Annotated in this window: 9 protein-coding genes; 3 read left to right on the top strand and 6 right to left on the bottom strand. The window is 72.5% G+C overall.

Annotated elements, in window-relative coordinates; genetic code table 11:
* The first annotated feature begins 252 nt into the window (after positions 1-252).
* From ACFZB9_RS33915 to ACFZB9_RS33905, 3 genes are all read left to right on the top strand, one after another.
* Positions 253-936, top strand: a complete 684-nt coding sequence (locus ACFZB9_RS33915; RefSeq protein WP_391453641.1) for a DUF6230 family protein — start codon at positions 253-255, stop codon at positions 934-936.
* A gap of 150 nt (positions 937-1,086) precedes the next feature.
* On the top strand, positions 1,087-1,713 hold the full coding sequence (locus tag ACFZB9_RS33910; protein ID WP_391453640.1) for a DUF6114 domain-containing protein: 627 nt from the start codon (positions 1,087-1,089) through the stop codon (positions 1,711-1,713).
* Positions 1,710-3,143 carry a hypothetical protein gene (locus tag ACFZB9_RS33905; protein WP_391453638.1) on the top strand — a complete coding sequence of 478 codons (1,434 nt, stop codon included), beginning with the start codon at positions 1,710-1,712 and terminating at the stop codon, positions 3,141-3,143. Before ACFZB9_RS33910 ends, ACFZB9_RS33905 begins: the two co-directional genes overlap by 4 nt.
* An 89-nt stretch (positions 3,144-3,232) precedes the next feature.
* On the opposite strand, the gene pyk is transcribed toward ACFZB9_RS33905, so the two are convergent.
* The 6 genes from pyk to ACFZB9_RS33875 all read right to left on the bottom strand — a co-directional run bounded on the left by pyk (position 3,233) and on the right by ACFZB9_RS33875 (position 13,554).
* The gene (gene pyk, locus ACFZB9_RS33900; protein ID WP_391453636.1) at positions 3,233-4,663 is read right to left on the bottom strand and encodes a pyruvate kinase; all 1,431 of its coding nucleotides are present in this window, start codon (positions 4,661-4,663) and stop codon (positions 3,233-3,235) included.
* A 61-nt stretch (positions 4,664-4,724) separates the two neighbouring features.
* The gene (locus tag ACFZB9_RS33895) at positions 4,725-5,933 is read right to left on the bottom strand and encodes an acetate kinase (protein ID WP_391453635.1); all 1,209 of its coding nucleotides are present in this window, start codon (positions 5,931-5,933) and stop codon (positions 4,725-4,727) included.
* Positions 5,930-8,146 carry a phosphate acetyltransferase gene (gene pta / locus ACFZB9_RS33890; RefSeq protein ID WP_391453633.1) on the bottom strand — a complete coding sequence of 739 codons (2,217 nt, stop codon included), beginning with the start codon at positions 8,144-8,146 and terminating at the stop codon, positions 5,930-5,932. Before pta ends, ACFZB9_RS33895 begins: the two co-directional genes overlap by 4 nt.
* Before the next feature lie 153 nt (positions 8,147-8,299).
* Entirely contained in the window at positions 8,300-9,517 is a 1,218-nt protein-coding gene (locus ACFZB9_RS33885) for an alpha/beta hydrolase (protein ID WP_391453632.1), read from the bottom strand.
* A 143-nt stretch (positions 9,518-9,660) separates the two neighbouring features.
* Positions 9,661-12,048, bottom strand: coding sequence for a 1,4-alpha-glucan branching protein GlgB (gene glgB, locus ACFZB9_RS33880; RefSeq protein WP_391453631.1), 2,388 nt, complete (start codon positions 12,046-12,048; stop codon positions 9,661-9,663).
* A 78-nt stretch (positions 12,049-12,126) separates the two neighbouring features.
* On the bottom strand, positions 12,127-13,554 hold the full coding sequence (locus tag ACFZB9_RS33875) for a maltokinase (protein WP_391453629.1): 1,428 nt from the start codon (positions 13,552-13,554) through the stop codon (positions 12,127-12,129).
* Between the last annotated feature and the right edge of the window lie 264 nt (positions 13,555-13,818).

Raw genomic sequence — 13,818 nt, 5'->3', positions numbered from 1 at the left:
TAGTCGCCGACACCCATCGGCGGCTGGGAGGGCAGGGGGGTACCGCGTCCCACCGCGGTCCTGTCCTTGATTCGGTCGCGCGGCCCCGCGTGGCCGTTGGTTGTCGCTCGGGGGTGATCGCCCGTCGTCCGGTTCCGGCCGACGGCGGTGCTTTCGGCTACCGAGGACGTTGCACGTCTCCCATCCCAGGACGGGATCCGCCCTAGCGTGTCGGGCCCGACCGGAGATGTACGTCCGAGAAGGAGGACACGCATGTCCCAGACTTACGGCAAGACCAGCTGGAAGCGCTTCGCCCTGGTGATGGTGCCCAGCATCGCCGCCACCGCCGTGGTCGGCGTCGGCATCGCGCAGAGCGCGCTGGCCGCCTCGTTCAGCGTCTCGGGCCAGAGCTTCAAGGTCAGCACCGACCACCTGCGGGGCACCAACTTCGCCCAGTTCGGCTCGGTCGACGCGGAGACCAACGGCACGCCGCACGTGATCGCGGTCTCGGCCTTCGACCACGCGACGATCCACAACCTGTGCCAGTCCGTCGTCACGGACATCCCGCTGCTGGGCAAGTACACCCTGACGCTGCACGCCGGTGAGGCCGCCGAGCAGAACGCGTCGGACGACCCGTCGGTGACCGACCCGTCGACCGACCCGGGCCAGGTCCAGGCCACCAACCTGCTGATCGACCTGGACCAGCTCAACGCCGACGCGACGTTCACCGACATCAAGATCGGCCAGGACGCCTCCACCCTGGGTGGCACCGCCACGCAGAACTGGAAGGACATCCAGGGGCACCCGAAGCCGTCCGGCGCCCTCGGTTTCGCCCAGTCCGCCCCCAACGCCGCGCTGCACAACGTCCAGCAGGAGGCGTGGGCCACCTCGGCCGGCACCTTCAAGCTGCCCGGCCTGAAGCTCGGCATCAGCAAGGGCGCCAACGAGTGCTACTGATCCGGCCCTGACGGCCCACCAGGGCCGATCGGAACGGACACCGTGACCGACCAGAGTCGGCCATGAGGGGAGGGGGCGGCGCACTACGGGCCGTCCCCTACCCGCACACCACCGCTCTTCCCTCGGACAGACCTCGCGAGGAGTTCCATCGTGACCAGCGCAACTGCCCCCGCTTGGCCCGACGGCGCGGGCCTTTTCACCCGGCTGCGGCTCCGGTTCCGCGTCTGGCGCCGCACCCGGCCGTTCTGGGGCGGTCTGCTGTCCGCCATCGCGGGCTTTCCGATCCTGTACTTCCCCTACGCCCACCTGCGGCTGGGCGACCTCACCATGGCGATGGCCACCACGGGTGGTGCCGGCGCCCTGGTCATCGGTCTGCTGATGATCGCGCTCGGGGTCTCCTCCTGGTTCCAGCCGGCCACCAGAATCTTCTGCGGGATCGCGGTCACCATCCTGGCCCTGATCTCGGTTCCGGTCTCCAACCTCGGCGGCTTCACGATAGGCCTGATCCTCGGCCTGATCGGTGGCGGGCTGCTCTGCGCCTGGGCGCCGGTCAAGGATCAGGAGCTGGCGGCCGCCGCCGTGACCGCGGACCCCAACATCCCGCCCTCCCTGCCGCGCCAGGCCACCGCCGAGCCCGGCACCGCCGAGTTCGCGGCCGAGCCCGCCACCACCGGCAGCACCGGCAGCACCGAGTTCGCCGCCGAGCCTGCCGTCGAGCAGACCGGGCGGATCCCCGAGCAGTCCGGCACGACCGAGCAGGCGGGAGAGACGAAGTGACCGGCCGGGACGAGCAAGAGCCGCAGCGGTCCACCGACGGCCCCCGGCACGCCGCGCCGCGCGCGAGCGGGCGCAGGCGGGCCCGGCTGCTGGCCTTCACCGCCGTCCCGACCGCCCTGCTGATGGGCGGCAGCGTGGTGCCCGACCTGGCCTCCGCCGCGACCACCACGAACAGCGCCTGCGCCGCCGGTCCGAGCACCGCGAACGCGCCGAGCACCATCACCCAGGTGCCCAAGAGCCAGCTCACCCCGGTGCCGAGCGCGAGCGGCACCAAGGCCTCGGCGAGCGGCAGCGGTCAGGCGATCAGCGCCGCCTTCGTCGCGCCGAACGCCGGCCCGGGGGCCCAGCAGCAGGCCGCCGCGGCGGTCACCAGCCGGGTGGTGCAGGCGGACGACGGCAGCGGTGGCGGGAACCTGATCGGCGACATCATCAACGGGATCACCGGCATCTTCACGCCGAGCCACCCGTCGAAGCCGTCCCCGACATCGACGCCGGCCCCGGTGGCGCCCGCCGCCCCCCGGATCGGCGCGCCGGTCACCCCGAACACCTCCTCGCCCGCCGCCCCGAGCAGCCCGGCCGCCGCACAGCCCCCGGCAAGCCCCGCGCCGTCGTCCGCGGCCCCCGGCCCCACGGCCGCGCCGACGCCGTCCAGCGGGCCGTCCGGCGCCCCCAGCGCGTCGAGCGGCACGACCCCCGGCAGCGCCCCGAGCACCACCCCCAGCACCACGCCCAGCGCCTCACCGAGCGGCTCGGCCGCCGACAGCCCGGCGCCGGGCACCTCGGCCGCCCCGAGCGGCTCTCCGGCGCCGACCGGCAGCGCCGCGCCCTCGGCCGTCGCCTCCGCCCTCGCCAACGGCGACACCCGCCCGCTCTGCCCGGTGGACACCAGTAACGTGGCGGCCGCCGCCGCCCAGGGCGGCGAGGTGGTGCCCGACCAGAACTGGACGCTGAAGTCCACCAAACTGGCCCTGCACGGCGCGGTCTTCGGCGGTGTCTACGAGGTGCGCACCCCGACCACCACCAAGCGGGTGCTCAAGTTCACCGTCAGCTCGGTGGACATCGGCGATCTCGACATGTCGACGATCGAGAACACCGCGGCCGGTGGCAAGCCGCCGGAGACCTTCCACGTGCAGGGCGCCCCGGGCAGCACCTCGACCATGACCCAGGGCCCGGTCACCATGTACGTGGAGAGCCTGAGCGGCGAGCTGTCCGCGCTGTTCGGCATCCCGCTGCCGCCGCTGGGGAACATCACGCTCACCCCCGACACGCTGCCGACCTGGCTCTACGACCTGATCGGCGCCGTTCCGATCCCGCTCGACATCACCATGACCGGGGTCACCGCCATCCAGGCCGGCCAGTTCGGCGGCACCCTGCACATCCCCGGCATGCACCTCTACAACGACACCGTTCCTTACCAGTACGGGCACTGACCGGTACGGGCACTGACGCCCGGACCACCGGACAGCGGAGCGGGCCCCCTCCCACCGGGAGAGGGCCCGCTCCGCGTGCTAGCGCAGGCTCACTTGGCGTTGCGCGAACCCAGGTGGTGCACCTGCACCATGTTGGTGTTGCCCGGCACGCCGGGGGGCGAGCCGGCGGTGACGATGGCGGTCTCGCCCTCGGCCAGCCGCTTCATCGACAGCAGCTCGCGGTCGACCTGGAGCACCATCTCGTCGGTGGTGGCCACCTGCTCCGTCACGTACGCCTCGACGCCCCAGCTCAGCGAGAGCTGGTTGCGGGTGGCGGCGTCCGGCGTGAAGGCGATCACCGGGATCGGCGAGCGGTAGCGGGACAGGCGGCGGGCGGTGTCACCGGACTTGGTGAAGGCCACCAGCGCCTTGGCGTTCAGGAAGTCGCCCAGCTCGCAGGCCGCGCGGGCCACCGAGCCGCCCTGGGTGCGGGGCTTGCGGCCCGGGTTGAGCGGCTGCAGGCCCTGGGCCAGCAGCTCCTCCTCGGCCTGCTCGGCGATCCGGCTCATCGTCTTGACCGTCTCGACCGGGAACTTGCCGACGCTGGACTCGGCGGAGAGCATCACCGCGTCCGTGCCGTCCAGGATCGCGTTGGCGACGTCGGAGACCTCGGCGCGGGTGGGGCGCGAGGCGTGGATCATCGACTCCATCATCTGGGTGGCGACGATGACCGGCTTGGCGTTGCGGCGGGCCAGCGTGATGAGCTTCTTCTGGACCAGCGGCACCTTCTCCAGCGGGTACTCGACGGCCAGGTCGCCGCGGGCCACCATGATGGCGTCGAAGGCGAGGACGATCTCCTCCATCGCCTCGACGGCCTGCGGCTTCTCGATCTTGGCGATCACCGGAACCCGGATGCCGACCTCGTCCATCACCTTGTGGACGTCGTCGATGTCGGCGGCGTTGCGGACGAAGGAGAGCGCGACCATGTCGACGCCCAGCCGCAGCGCGAAGCGCAGGTCGTCCTTGTCCTTCTCGGACAGGGCGGGCACGTTGACGGCCGCGCCGGGCAGGTTGATGCCCTTGTTGTTGGAGAGCACCCCGCCCTCGATCACCACGGTCTTCACCCGCGGGCCGTCGACGCTGACGACCTCCAGGGCGATGACGCCGTCGTTGATCAGGACCGGGTCGCCGGGCTTCACGTCGCCGGGCAGGCCCTTGTAGGTGGTGCCGCAGATGTGCTGGTCACCGGGGACGTCTTCGGTGGTGATGGTGAACGTGTCGCCGTTGTCAACGGTCACCGGTCCGTTGGCGAAGGTCGCCAGACGGATCTTGGGGCCCTGCAGGTCGGCCAGGATACCGATGGTGCGACCGGTGTCCTCGGAGACCTGACGGACCTTGAGGTATCGCTCCTCGTGCTCCGCGTGGGAGCCGTGGCTCATGTTCAGTCGGGCGACGTTCATGCCCGCCTCGACGATGGCCTTCAGCTGTTCGTAGGAGTCCGTGGCCGGACCCAGGGTGCAGACAATTTTCGCTCGGCGCATATCGATGATCCTATCCGTACGAGATATTCCCGGGCATGGGGACGAACCTCCGAACAGCCGGTCATCGACCCCGGTGGACCAGTGCGTACGCCTGTTGCGCGATCTCCAGCTCCTCGTCGGTGGGCACCACGGCCACCGCGACCCGCGCGTACGCGGGCGAGATCACCCGGGCCTCGCCGGAGCGGATCGTGTTCAGCTCGGGGTCCACGGCGATGCCCAGCTCCGTGAGCCCCTCGGTGGCCGCCGCCCGCACCGGCGCGGCGTTCTCGCCGACCCCGGCGGTGAAGGCGATCGCGTCCACCCGGCCGAGTACCGCGTAGTAGCCGCCGATGTACTTGCGCAGCCGGTGCACATAGGCGCGGAAGGCCAGCTCGGCCGACTCGTCGCCCTCCTCGGCGCGGCGCATGATCTCGCGCATGTCGTTGTCCCCGCACAGCCCCAGCAGGCCGCTGCGGCGGTTGAGCAGGTCGTCGATCTCGTCGACGGACAGGCCGCCGACCCGGTGCAGGTGGAAGACCACGCCGGGGTCGATGTCGCCCGAGCGGGTGCCCATCACCAGGCCCTCCAGCGGGGTCAGGCCCATCGAGGTGTCCACGCAGACCCCGCCGGCCACCGCCGAGGCCGAGGCCCCGTTGCCCAGGTGCAGCACGATCACGTTGACCGTGGCCGGATCGCGGCCGAGCAGCTGCGCGGTGGCCCGGGCGACGTACTGGTGCGAGGTGCCGTGGAAGCCGTAGCGGCGCACCCGGTGCTCGTCCGCCACCGCCCGGTCGATCGCGTAGCGGGCCGCGTACTCGGGGATCGTGGTGTGGAAGGCGGTGTCGAAGACCGCGACCTGCGGCAGGTCGGGGCGCAGCGCCCGGGCCACCTCGATGCCGATGATGTTGGCCGGGTTGTGCAGCGGGGCCACCGGCACCAGGCGGTGGATCTCGCGGAGCACCTCGTCGGTGATCTCGGTGGGCGCGGTGAACCGCTTGCCGCCGTGCACCACCCGGTGGCCGATCGCGGCCAGCTCGGGGGAGTCCAGGCCCAGGCCGTCGGCGGCCAGCTCCTCGGCCACCGCCCTGAGCGCGGCGGCGTGGTCCGGGAAGGGCTGCACCGTCTCGCGCTTCAGGCCGCTGCGCGGGGTGTGCACCAGCCGGCCGCCCGGTTCGCCGATCCGCTCCACCAGTCCGGCTGCCAGCCGCTCGCCGTCCGCCATCTCGATCAGCTGGTACTTGACCGACGAGGAGCCGGCGTTGAGCACCAGGACCCGGGTCGCCTCGGTCATGCGGTCGCCTCCTTGGCGGCTCGGTCGTTCACAGCGGGCCGGTCGTTCACAGCGGACTGACCGTTCACAGCGGACTGACCGTTCACAGCGGGCTGACCGTTCACCGTGGTCTGGGCCTGGATGGCCGTGATGGCCACCGTGTTGACGATGTCCTCCACCAGTGCGCCGCGGGACAGGTCGTTGACCGGCTTGCGCAGGCCCTGCAGCACCGGGCCGACCGCGACGGCGCCGGCCGAGCGCTGCACCGCCTTGTAGGTGTTGTTGCCGGTGTTGAGGTCCGGGAAGATCAGCACGGTGGCCCGGCCCGCCACCGGGGAGCCCGGCAGCTTGGTCGCGGCGACGTGCGGGTCCACCGCGGCGTCGTACTGGATCGGGCCCTCCACCAGCAGCTCCGGACGCAGCGCCCGGACCAGCTCGGTGGCCTTGCGGACCTTGTCCACGTCGGCGCCCGAGCCCGAGGTGCCGGTGGAGTAGGAGAGCATCGCGACCCGGGGCTCCACGCCGAACTGCGCGGCCGTCTCGGCGGACTGGATCGCGATGTCGGCCAACTGCTGGGCGTCGGGGTCGGGGTTGACCGCGCAGTCGCCGTAGACCAGCACCTTGTCCGCCAGGCACATGAAGAAGACCGAGGAGACGATCGCGGCGCCCGGCGCGGTCTTGATCACCTCGAAGGCGGGCCGGATGGTCGCGGCGGTGGAGTGCACGGCGCCGGAGACCATGCCGTCGGCGAGGCTCTCCTGCACCATCAGGGTGCCGAAGTAGCTGACGTCGGTGACCACGTCGTGGGCCAGCTCGACGGTCATGCCCTTGTGCGCGCGCAGCTCGGCGTACAGCTCGGCGAAGCGCTCGCGCAGCGGACTGGTGGCCGGGTCGACGATCCGCACCTGCGCCCGGTCGGCACTCTCCTCGTGCGGCAGCGTGATGCCCAGGCCCGCGGCCTTGCGGCGCACGGCGTCCACCTCGCCGAGCAGGGTCAGGTCGCAGATGTTGCGGCGCAGCAGGATCTCGGCGGCGCGCAGCACCCGCTCCTCGGTGCCCTCCGGCAGCACCACGTGCCGCCGGGCGCCGCGGGCCCGCTCCAGCAGGGCGTGCTCGAACATCATCGGGGTCACCCGGTCCGAGCGGCTCAGCTCGATCCGGCTGGTCAGTTCGACGGTGTCGACGTGTAGTTCGAACAGGCCGAGTGCGATCTCGGCCTTGCGCGGGCTGCCGGCGGTCAGCCGGCCCTCCACAGGGGTCAGCGCGGCCGCGGTCGGCCAGCTGCCCTCGGGGACCACGGCGACCGGGGTGCCGGGGGCCAGCCGCGCGGCCAGCGCCAGGACGTCCGGGCCCGGGTGCTGAGCGAGTGTCAGCAGCACGCCGGCGATCGGCGGCGCGCCCGCCGCGTGCGCGGCCAGCGACCCGATCAGCAGGTCGGCCCGGTCGCCGGGGGTGACCACCAGGGCCCCCTCGGTCAGCGCGGGCAGGAAGGTGGGCAGCATCGCGCCGCCGAAGACGAACCCGCGCACGTCCCTGGCCAGCCCCGCCGCGTCGCCGAGCAGCACCTCGGCGCCGGTCGACTCGATCAGCTGGGCCACCGTCGGTGCGGCCAGCGCGGGTTCCTCGGGGATCACGTAGGCCGGTACCGGCAGCTTGCCGATCAGCCCGCGCAGCACCGGCTGCTTGGCGCTCGGCACCACCCGGTTGGCGATCATCGCCAGGGTGGAGCAGCCGAGGTCGGTGTAGGCGCGGTAGGCGTTGCGCACCTCGGCGACGGTGGTCGGTGGGTCCTGGTCGTGCCCGCCCACCACCGGCAGCACCCAGGCGCCGAACTCGTTGGCCAGGCGGGCGTTGAAGGCCAGCTCGTCGGGGATGTTGGTGTCCGCGAAGTCGGTGCCGAGCACCAGGACGGCCTGGCACTGCTGCTCCAGCGCGCGGAACCGGTCGACCAGGGTGGAGACCAGCTCGTCCTGCCCCTGGGCGGCCTGCAGCGCGGCGGCCTCCTCGTAGGTCAGCCCGTACAGCTCGGTGGCCGGCAGGTCCAGCCGGTAGCGGCTGCGCAGCAGCTCCACCACGTGGTCGGTGCCCGCCTCGCCGGTGGCCCGGGCATGCACCAGCGGCCGGAACACCCCGACCCGGTCCACCTGGCGGGTGAGCAGTTCCATGACCCCGAGTTCGACGGCCTGGCGCCCGTCCCCCCGGTCGATCCCGGTCACGTACACACTGCGTGCCACGCCAGTATCTCCGTCCCTCGCCGCTGCCTCCGGCGCCCTGCGGGCCCGGCCCTCGATTCGACCATACCTTCGCAGTCGGATGAGGTGTTCGCATGTGGACGGGGCCGGGCGGCGCAAGGGGCGAAGGTCACCTGGCGGGGGGCCGGAGGTCACTCACTTCGGAGCCGGGATGATCCCCGAGAGCCACTTGAAGGCCGGTACCACCTGCTGGCTCCAGACCGAGGTCAGGTGCCCCCCGGCGGTCTCCGTGACGGTTGCCGTGGTCGGTGCCTTGGCGGCCTGCTTCAGCGCCTGCGCGTCCGGGTAGCCGTCGGCGCCCTGGCCGCCGCTCAGCCACAGCCCGATGTTCGGCGGGGTGGTGGCGCGGGTGAGCATGTTGAGCGGGTTGTCGGCCTGGTTCAGCTGCGGGTCCTTGCCGACCAGCGAATCCGCCTCGTTCTGCGGGCTGTTGTAGCCGGACATGCTGATCGCGGCGCGGTAGCGGTCCGGGTGGCCGATCACCAGTCGGGTGGCGCAGTGCCCGCCGGCCGAGTAGCCCGCCACCGCCCAGCCGGAGGCGGTGTCCTGGGCCCGGAAGTTGTCCAGCACCATCTGCGGGACGTCGCGGGTGAGCCAGGTCTCGGCGTTGACCTTGCCGGGGATGTCGGCACACCCGCTGTCCTGGTTGTTGGGCAGCAGGTTGAACCGGGGCGAGACCAGGATGAACGGCGTCACCTGGCCGGACTTCATCAGCGGGGCGAGCTGGTTGGTGACGTTCATGCCGGACTTGCCGTACCAGGCGCTGGAGCTGCCGGGGTAGCCGACCAGCAGCTCGACCACCGGGAAGGTCTTGTCCTTGTAGGCGGGGTCGTCGTACTGCGGCGGGGTCCAGACCAGCACCTCGCCCTCGACGCCGGAGAGCTTGCCGTTGAGGTCGGTCTGCTTGACGTCCCGGGGCACCGCGTCGGAGTCCGGCTCCTTGAACTTCGCCACTACCTTGGCCGGGGCCGAGGCGCCGGGCGAGGCGGCGGCCGCCGCCTGGTCCCCGGCCAGGCCGTTGTCCTTCGGCGGGACGGGGACGGAGCGCACGTGGTTGGAGGTGCCCAGCAGGTCGCCCCAGCTGCCGTAGAGCTGGTTGTCGTTGTTGACCATGACGAAGACCAGCGCGATGGCTGTGGCCTGGCTGAACAGGATGGTCGCGAAGAAGCCGACGGTACGCACCGGGCCGGTGCCGCCGCCGGACCGCTTGCGCCGCCCCGCCGCCCGGGTGCCGATGCCCGCGTTGCCGCCCGCGCCGTTGCCACGGGTCAGCCACTGGACCATCGCCAGCGCGATCGATCCCACGAACAGAACGATCGTCAGAATGAAGAAGGGGGTGCCCGTCAGTGCCATCGCGCTCTTCGTACCCAGCTCCCGTAACTGCCCGGACCCGCTGCCCGGCACGAGGAGAGACACTAGGGCACGGCTGTTCGGTTGCGAGTCGGCGGGGAGTTTCCTGGGAGTCCTCGCCGGCCCACAACCGAACGGCCGGTCGGTCAGGCCGGACGCAGCCAGAGGGTGGCCAGCGGCGGGATCACCAGCTCGGTGCTGCGCGGCTGGCCGTTCCACTCCACCGGCTCGGCCTTCAGCACGGCGGGGTTGGCGACACCGCTGCCGCCGTACCGCTCGGCGTCGGTGTTGAGCGCCTCGGTCCACAGCTGGTCGGCGCCGCCGAGGCTGGGCAGGCCGACCCGGTAGCCGTGCCGGACCACCGGGGAGAAGTTGCAGACCGCCACGAGCGGAGCGCCGTCGACGGGGTACCGGACGAAGGAGAGCAGGTTGTCCTCGGCCGCGCCGCCGTCCAGCCAGCGGAAGCCGTCGGGGCTGGTGTCCTGCTCCCACAGGGCCGGGGTGGCGCGGTAGGTGCGGTTGAGCTCGCCGACCAGGCGCTGCACGCCCCGGTGCTCCTCGGCGGCGGGCCAGGCGGGGTCGAGCACCCACCACTGCGGGCCCTGTTCGTGGTCCCACTCGGCGCCCTGGGCGAACTCCTGCCCCATGAAGAGCAGTTGCTTGCCGGGATGGGCCCACATGAAGCCCAGGTAGGCGCGGTGGTTGGCACGCTGCTGCCACCAGTCGCCGGGCATCTTGGCGACCAGCGCCTGCTTGCCGTGCACCACCTCGTCGTGCGAGATCGGCAGCACGTAGTTCTCGGAGTAGGCGTAGACCATCGAGAAGGTGATCTCGTTGTGGTGGTACTTGCGGTGCACCGGCTCCTTGGCGATGTAGACCAGTGAGTCGTGCATCCAGCCCATGTTCCACTTGAGGCCGAAGCCCAGGCCGCCGCTGTCGGTGGGGCGGGTGACGCCGTCCCAGGCGGTGGACTCCTCGGCGATGGTGACCACACCGGGGCAGCGGCGGTAGACGGTGGCGTTCATCTCCTGGAGGAAGGCCACCGCGTCCAGGTTCTCCCGTCCGCCGTGCTCGTTGGGGGCCCACTGGCCGTCCTGGCGGGAGTAGTCGAGGTAGAGCATGGAGGCGACCGCGTCCACCCGCAGGCCGTCGATGTGGAACTCCTCGCACCAGTACACCGCGTTGGCGACCAGGAAGTTGCGCACCTCGGTCCGGCCGTAGTCGAAGGTGAGGGTGCCCCAGTCGGGGTGCTCGGCGCGGCGCGGGTCGGCGGGTTCGTAGAGCGGGGTGCCGTCGAAGCGGGCGAGCGCGAAGTCGTCCTTGGGGAAGTGCGCGGGCACCCAGTCGACGATCACCCCGATCCCCGCCTGGTGCAGCGCGTCGACCAGGTAGCGGAAGTCGTCCGGCGAGCCGAGCCGGGCGGTGGGGGCGTAGAAGCCAGAGACCTGGTAGCCCCAGGAGCCGCCGAAAGGGTGCTCCATCACCGGCAGGAACTCCACATGGGTGAAGTTCAACTCCCGCAGATACGCGGGCAGTTCCTCGGCCAGCTGCCGATAGCCCAACCCCGGGCGCCAGGAGGCCGGATGCAGCTCGTAGACCGACATCGGCGCGCGGTGGTGGTGGGCGCGGGCGCGGCGGGCCAGCCAGTCGGCGTCGTTCCAGGTGTAGTCGCTGTGGTGCACCACCGAGGCGGTGCCCGGCGGGCACTGGGCGGCGCGGGCCAGCGGGTCGGCCTTCTGCAGCAGCCGCCCGTCCCGGGTCCGGATCTCGTACTTGTAGAGCGCGCCTTCGCCCAGGCCGGGCACGAACAGCTCCCAGACACCGCTGGCGCCCAGCGACCGCATCGGCAGGCCGGTGCCGTCCCAGTGGTTGAAGTCGCCCACCAGGCGCACCCCGACGGCGCTCGGGGCCCAGAGGGCGAACGCCGTCCCGGTCACGCCGTCCACCGTGCGCAGATGCGAGCCCAGCACCCGCCAGAGCTGCTCGTGGCGGCCCTCGCGGATCAGGTGCAGGTCCAACTCGCCCAGTGTGGGCGGCAGTCGGTAGCCGTCCTGCTGGGCCAGCGGCGCGCAGCCCGGGTAGGCCACGGTCAACTGGTAGGCCGGGATGGCCGAGCCGGGCAGCAGGCCGGTGAACAGGCCGGCCTGCTGGTGGGTCAACTCGGCCGGGCCGTAGACGGTTTCGATGGTCACCCGGTCGGCCAGCGGCCGCAGCACCCGGATCGCGGTGCCGCCGGTGGTCGGGTGGGCGCCGAGCAGGGCGTGCGGATCGTGGTGCGCGCCGCTCACCAGCCGGTCGATCTCGGCCGGTGGCAGCGGGGCCTCGGCCAGCCGCAGGACCGGGGTGTCGGCCCCTCGTGGCGGAGCCTCCATCGGGGCTGCCGGCGCCGAGGGCGCGGGCGCCTCGGCGCCGGTCGCGGTGGCCGGCGGCTCGGCCGCGGGCGTGCCGCGCCGGGGCGCCTGCGCGGCACGCGGACCGCCGCCCGGCAGGAAGGTGGCGGGCACGGTCGGAGTGGTGCGGTCGAGCGGGGCCACTGCGGGGTTCCTCCTGGCGGCTAGGGGATCAGTGCTGGCGTCGCCCTCGGGAACCGCGCGGCGATTCCTGATGACACGTCAAGGAGTGGTGGCTAGACGGTGGATGGCGGTCAGCGGGATCGGCAGCCAGCCGGGTCGGTGCCGGGCTTCGTACACCACCTCGTAGACCGCCTTGTCGATCTCCAGTGCCCGTAGCAGCTCCGGGCAGCCGGCCGGGTCGGTGCCGCCGGCCGCCGTGTAGCCCGCGCAGTAGGCGGTGCGGTTGCGGGCCGCCCAGCTCGCCGCCAGGTGGGCCAGCTGTGGATCGGGGTCGGCGCCGGCCAGCAGGTGGGCGGCGGCGTAGTCGAAGGAACGCAGCATCGCCGCCACGTCCCGCAGGGCCGGCTGGGGCACCCGCCGCTCGGCCACCGACTTGGCCGGCTCGCCCTCGAAGTCCAGCAGCACCCAGCCGTGCGGGGTGCGCATCGCCTGTCCCAGGTGCAGGTCGCCGTGGATGCGCTGCACCGTCAGCCCGGTCAGGTGGTCGGCGGTCAGCTGCTGGAAGGCGGCGTGCAGCGCGACCCGGTAGCGGCGCAGCGCCGGCACCGCCGCGGCCGCGACGTCCAGCCGCTCGGCCATCGCGGTGGCCAGCCGGCCGGTCTGCTCGCGGTCCAGCTCGGCCACCGGCAGCGCCCGGGCCAGCACCCGGTGCACCTCGGCGGTGGCCCGGCCCAGCCGGTGCGCCTCCACCGCGAAGTTGCCGGGACTGGGGTCGCCCTTGAGTCGGGCCACCTGGTCCAGGGCCAGCTCCCAGCCGTCCTCCGCGTCCGGCAGAAAGCGCTGCAGCAGGCCCAGGGTGGCCGGTTCGGCGCCGACCAGCCGGCTCTCGAACCAGGCCGCCACCCGGGGGATCCGGGTGCTGCCGGCCCGCGAGAGGGCCAGCGAGAGCTCCAGGTCGGGGTTGGTGCCGGGGCTGATCCGGCGGAAGAGCTTGAGGATGAAGGAGGTGCCGTAGATGACCGAGGTGTTGGACTGCTCGGCGGTGCCGGCCCGGCCGAGCAGGTCGCTGGGCAGCCCCGGGCCCGGGGTGCGGCGGAAGGCGAGCGGGCCGAACCGGTCGGCGGTGGCCAGGTGGCCGAGCAGCCGGCCGGTCAGCTCGGGGTCGTGCACCGCGTCGTACAGCACGGCGCCGTCGTAGGGGCCGTGGCTGAGGCTGCCGAGCGAGGCCTCCGGGAGCAGGGTCGGCGGCGGCTCGGTGCGCAGGCCGAGCAGCAGCTGGTAGAGGTCGGCGCCGTCGCCGTGCTCCACCCGCAGCAGCAGGTGCAGCATCGCCGGGTCGCCGGTCAGCAGCGGGGTGGCGGTGAGCGGGCGCAGGCCGGTGATCGCCTGCCCCTTGCCGGCGTACCAGCGCTGCCCCGGCAGCCAGTCGGCGATCAGTGGCAGGGCGGCCTCGACGAGCTCGCCGACTGCCAGCGAGCCGCCCGTCCGCGGCCTGCCGCCGTGCCCGCCCGGGCTGTGTCCCGCCACGACCCGGCCGGCGCCGGCGGCCCCGCGCGGTCCGCCCGGACCGCCCGGACTGCCGGAACCGCGGGGTGCGGTACCCGGGTCGCGATGGGCGTGGGCTTGAGAACGGGAGATTTCCGACATGACTCCCTTTCCCCGGAAGCGGACTGACGACCCGACAGGATCAGGCCGGGCCCGCCAGTCTTCCGGATTTCGGCGGCGCTGCTGCGGCGGCACGCGAGACGGACTCGGGTGTCACGCCTGAGGGTGGGTACGCGTTGGGCTGTT

The sequence above is a fragment of the Kitasatospora sp. NPDC008050 genome, assembly GCF_042957465.1.
GTDB lineage: Bacteria > Actinomycetota > Actinomycetes > Streptomycetales > Streptomycetaceae > Kitasatospora.
The sequence above is the reverse complement of the archived record's forward strand: the minus strand, read 5'-3'. Positions and strand labels throughout refer to the sequence as shown.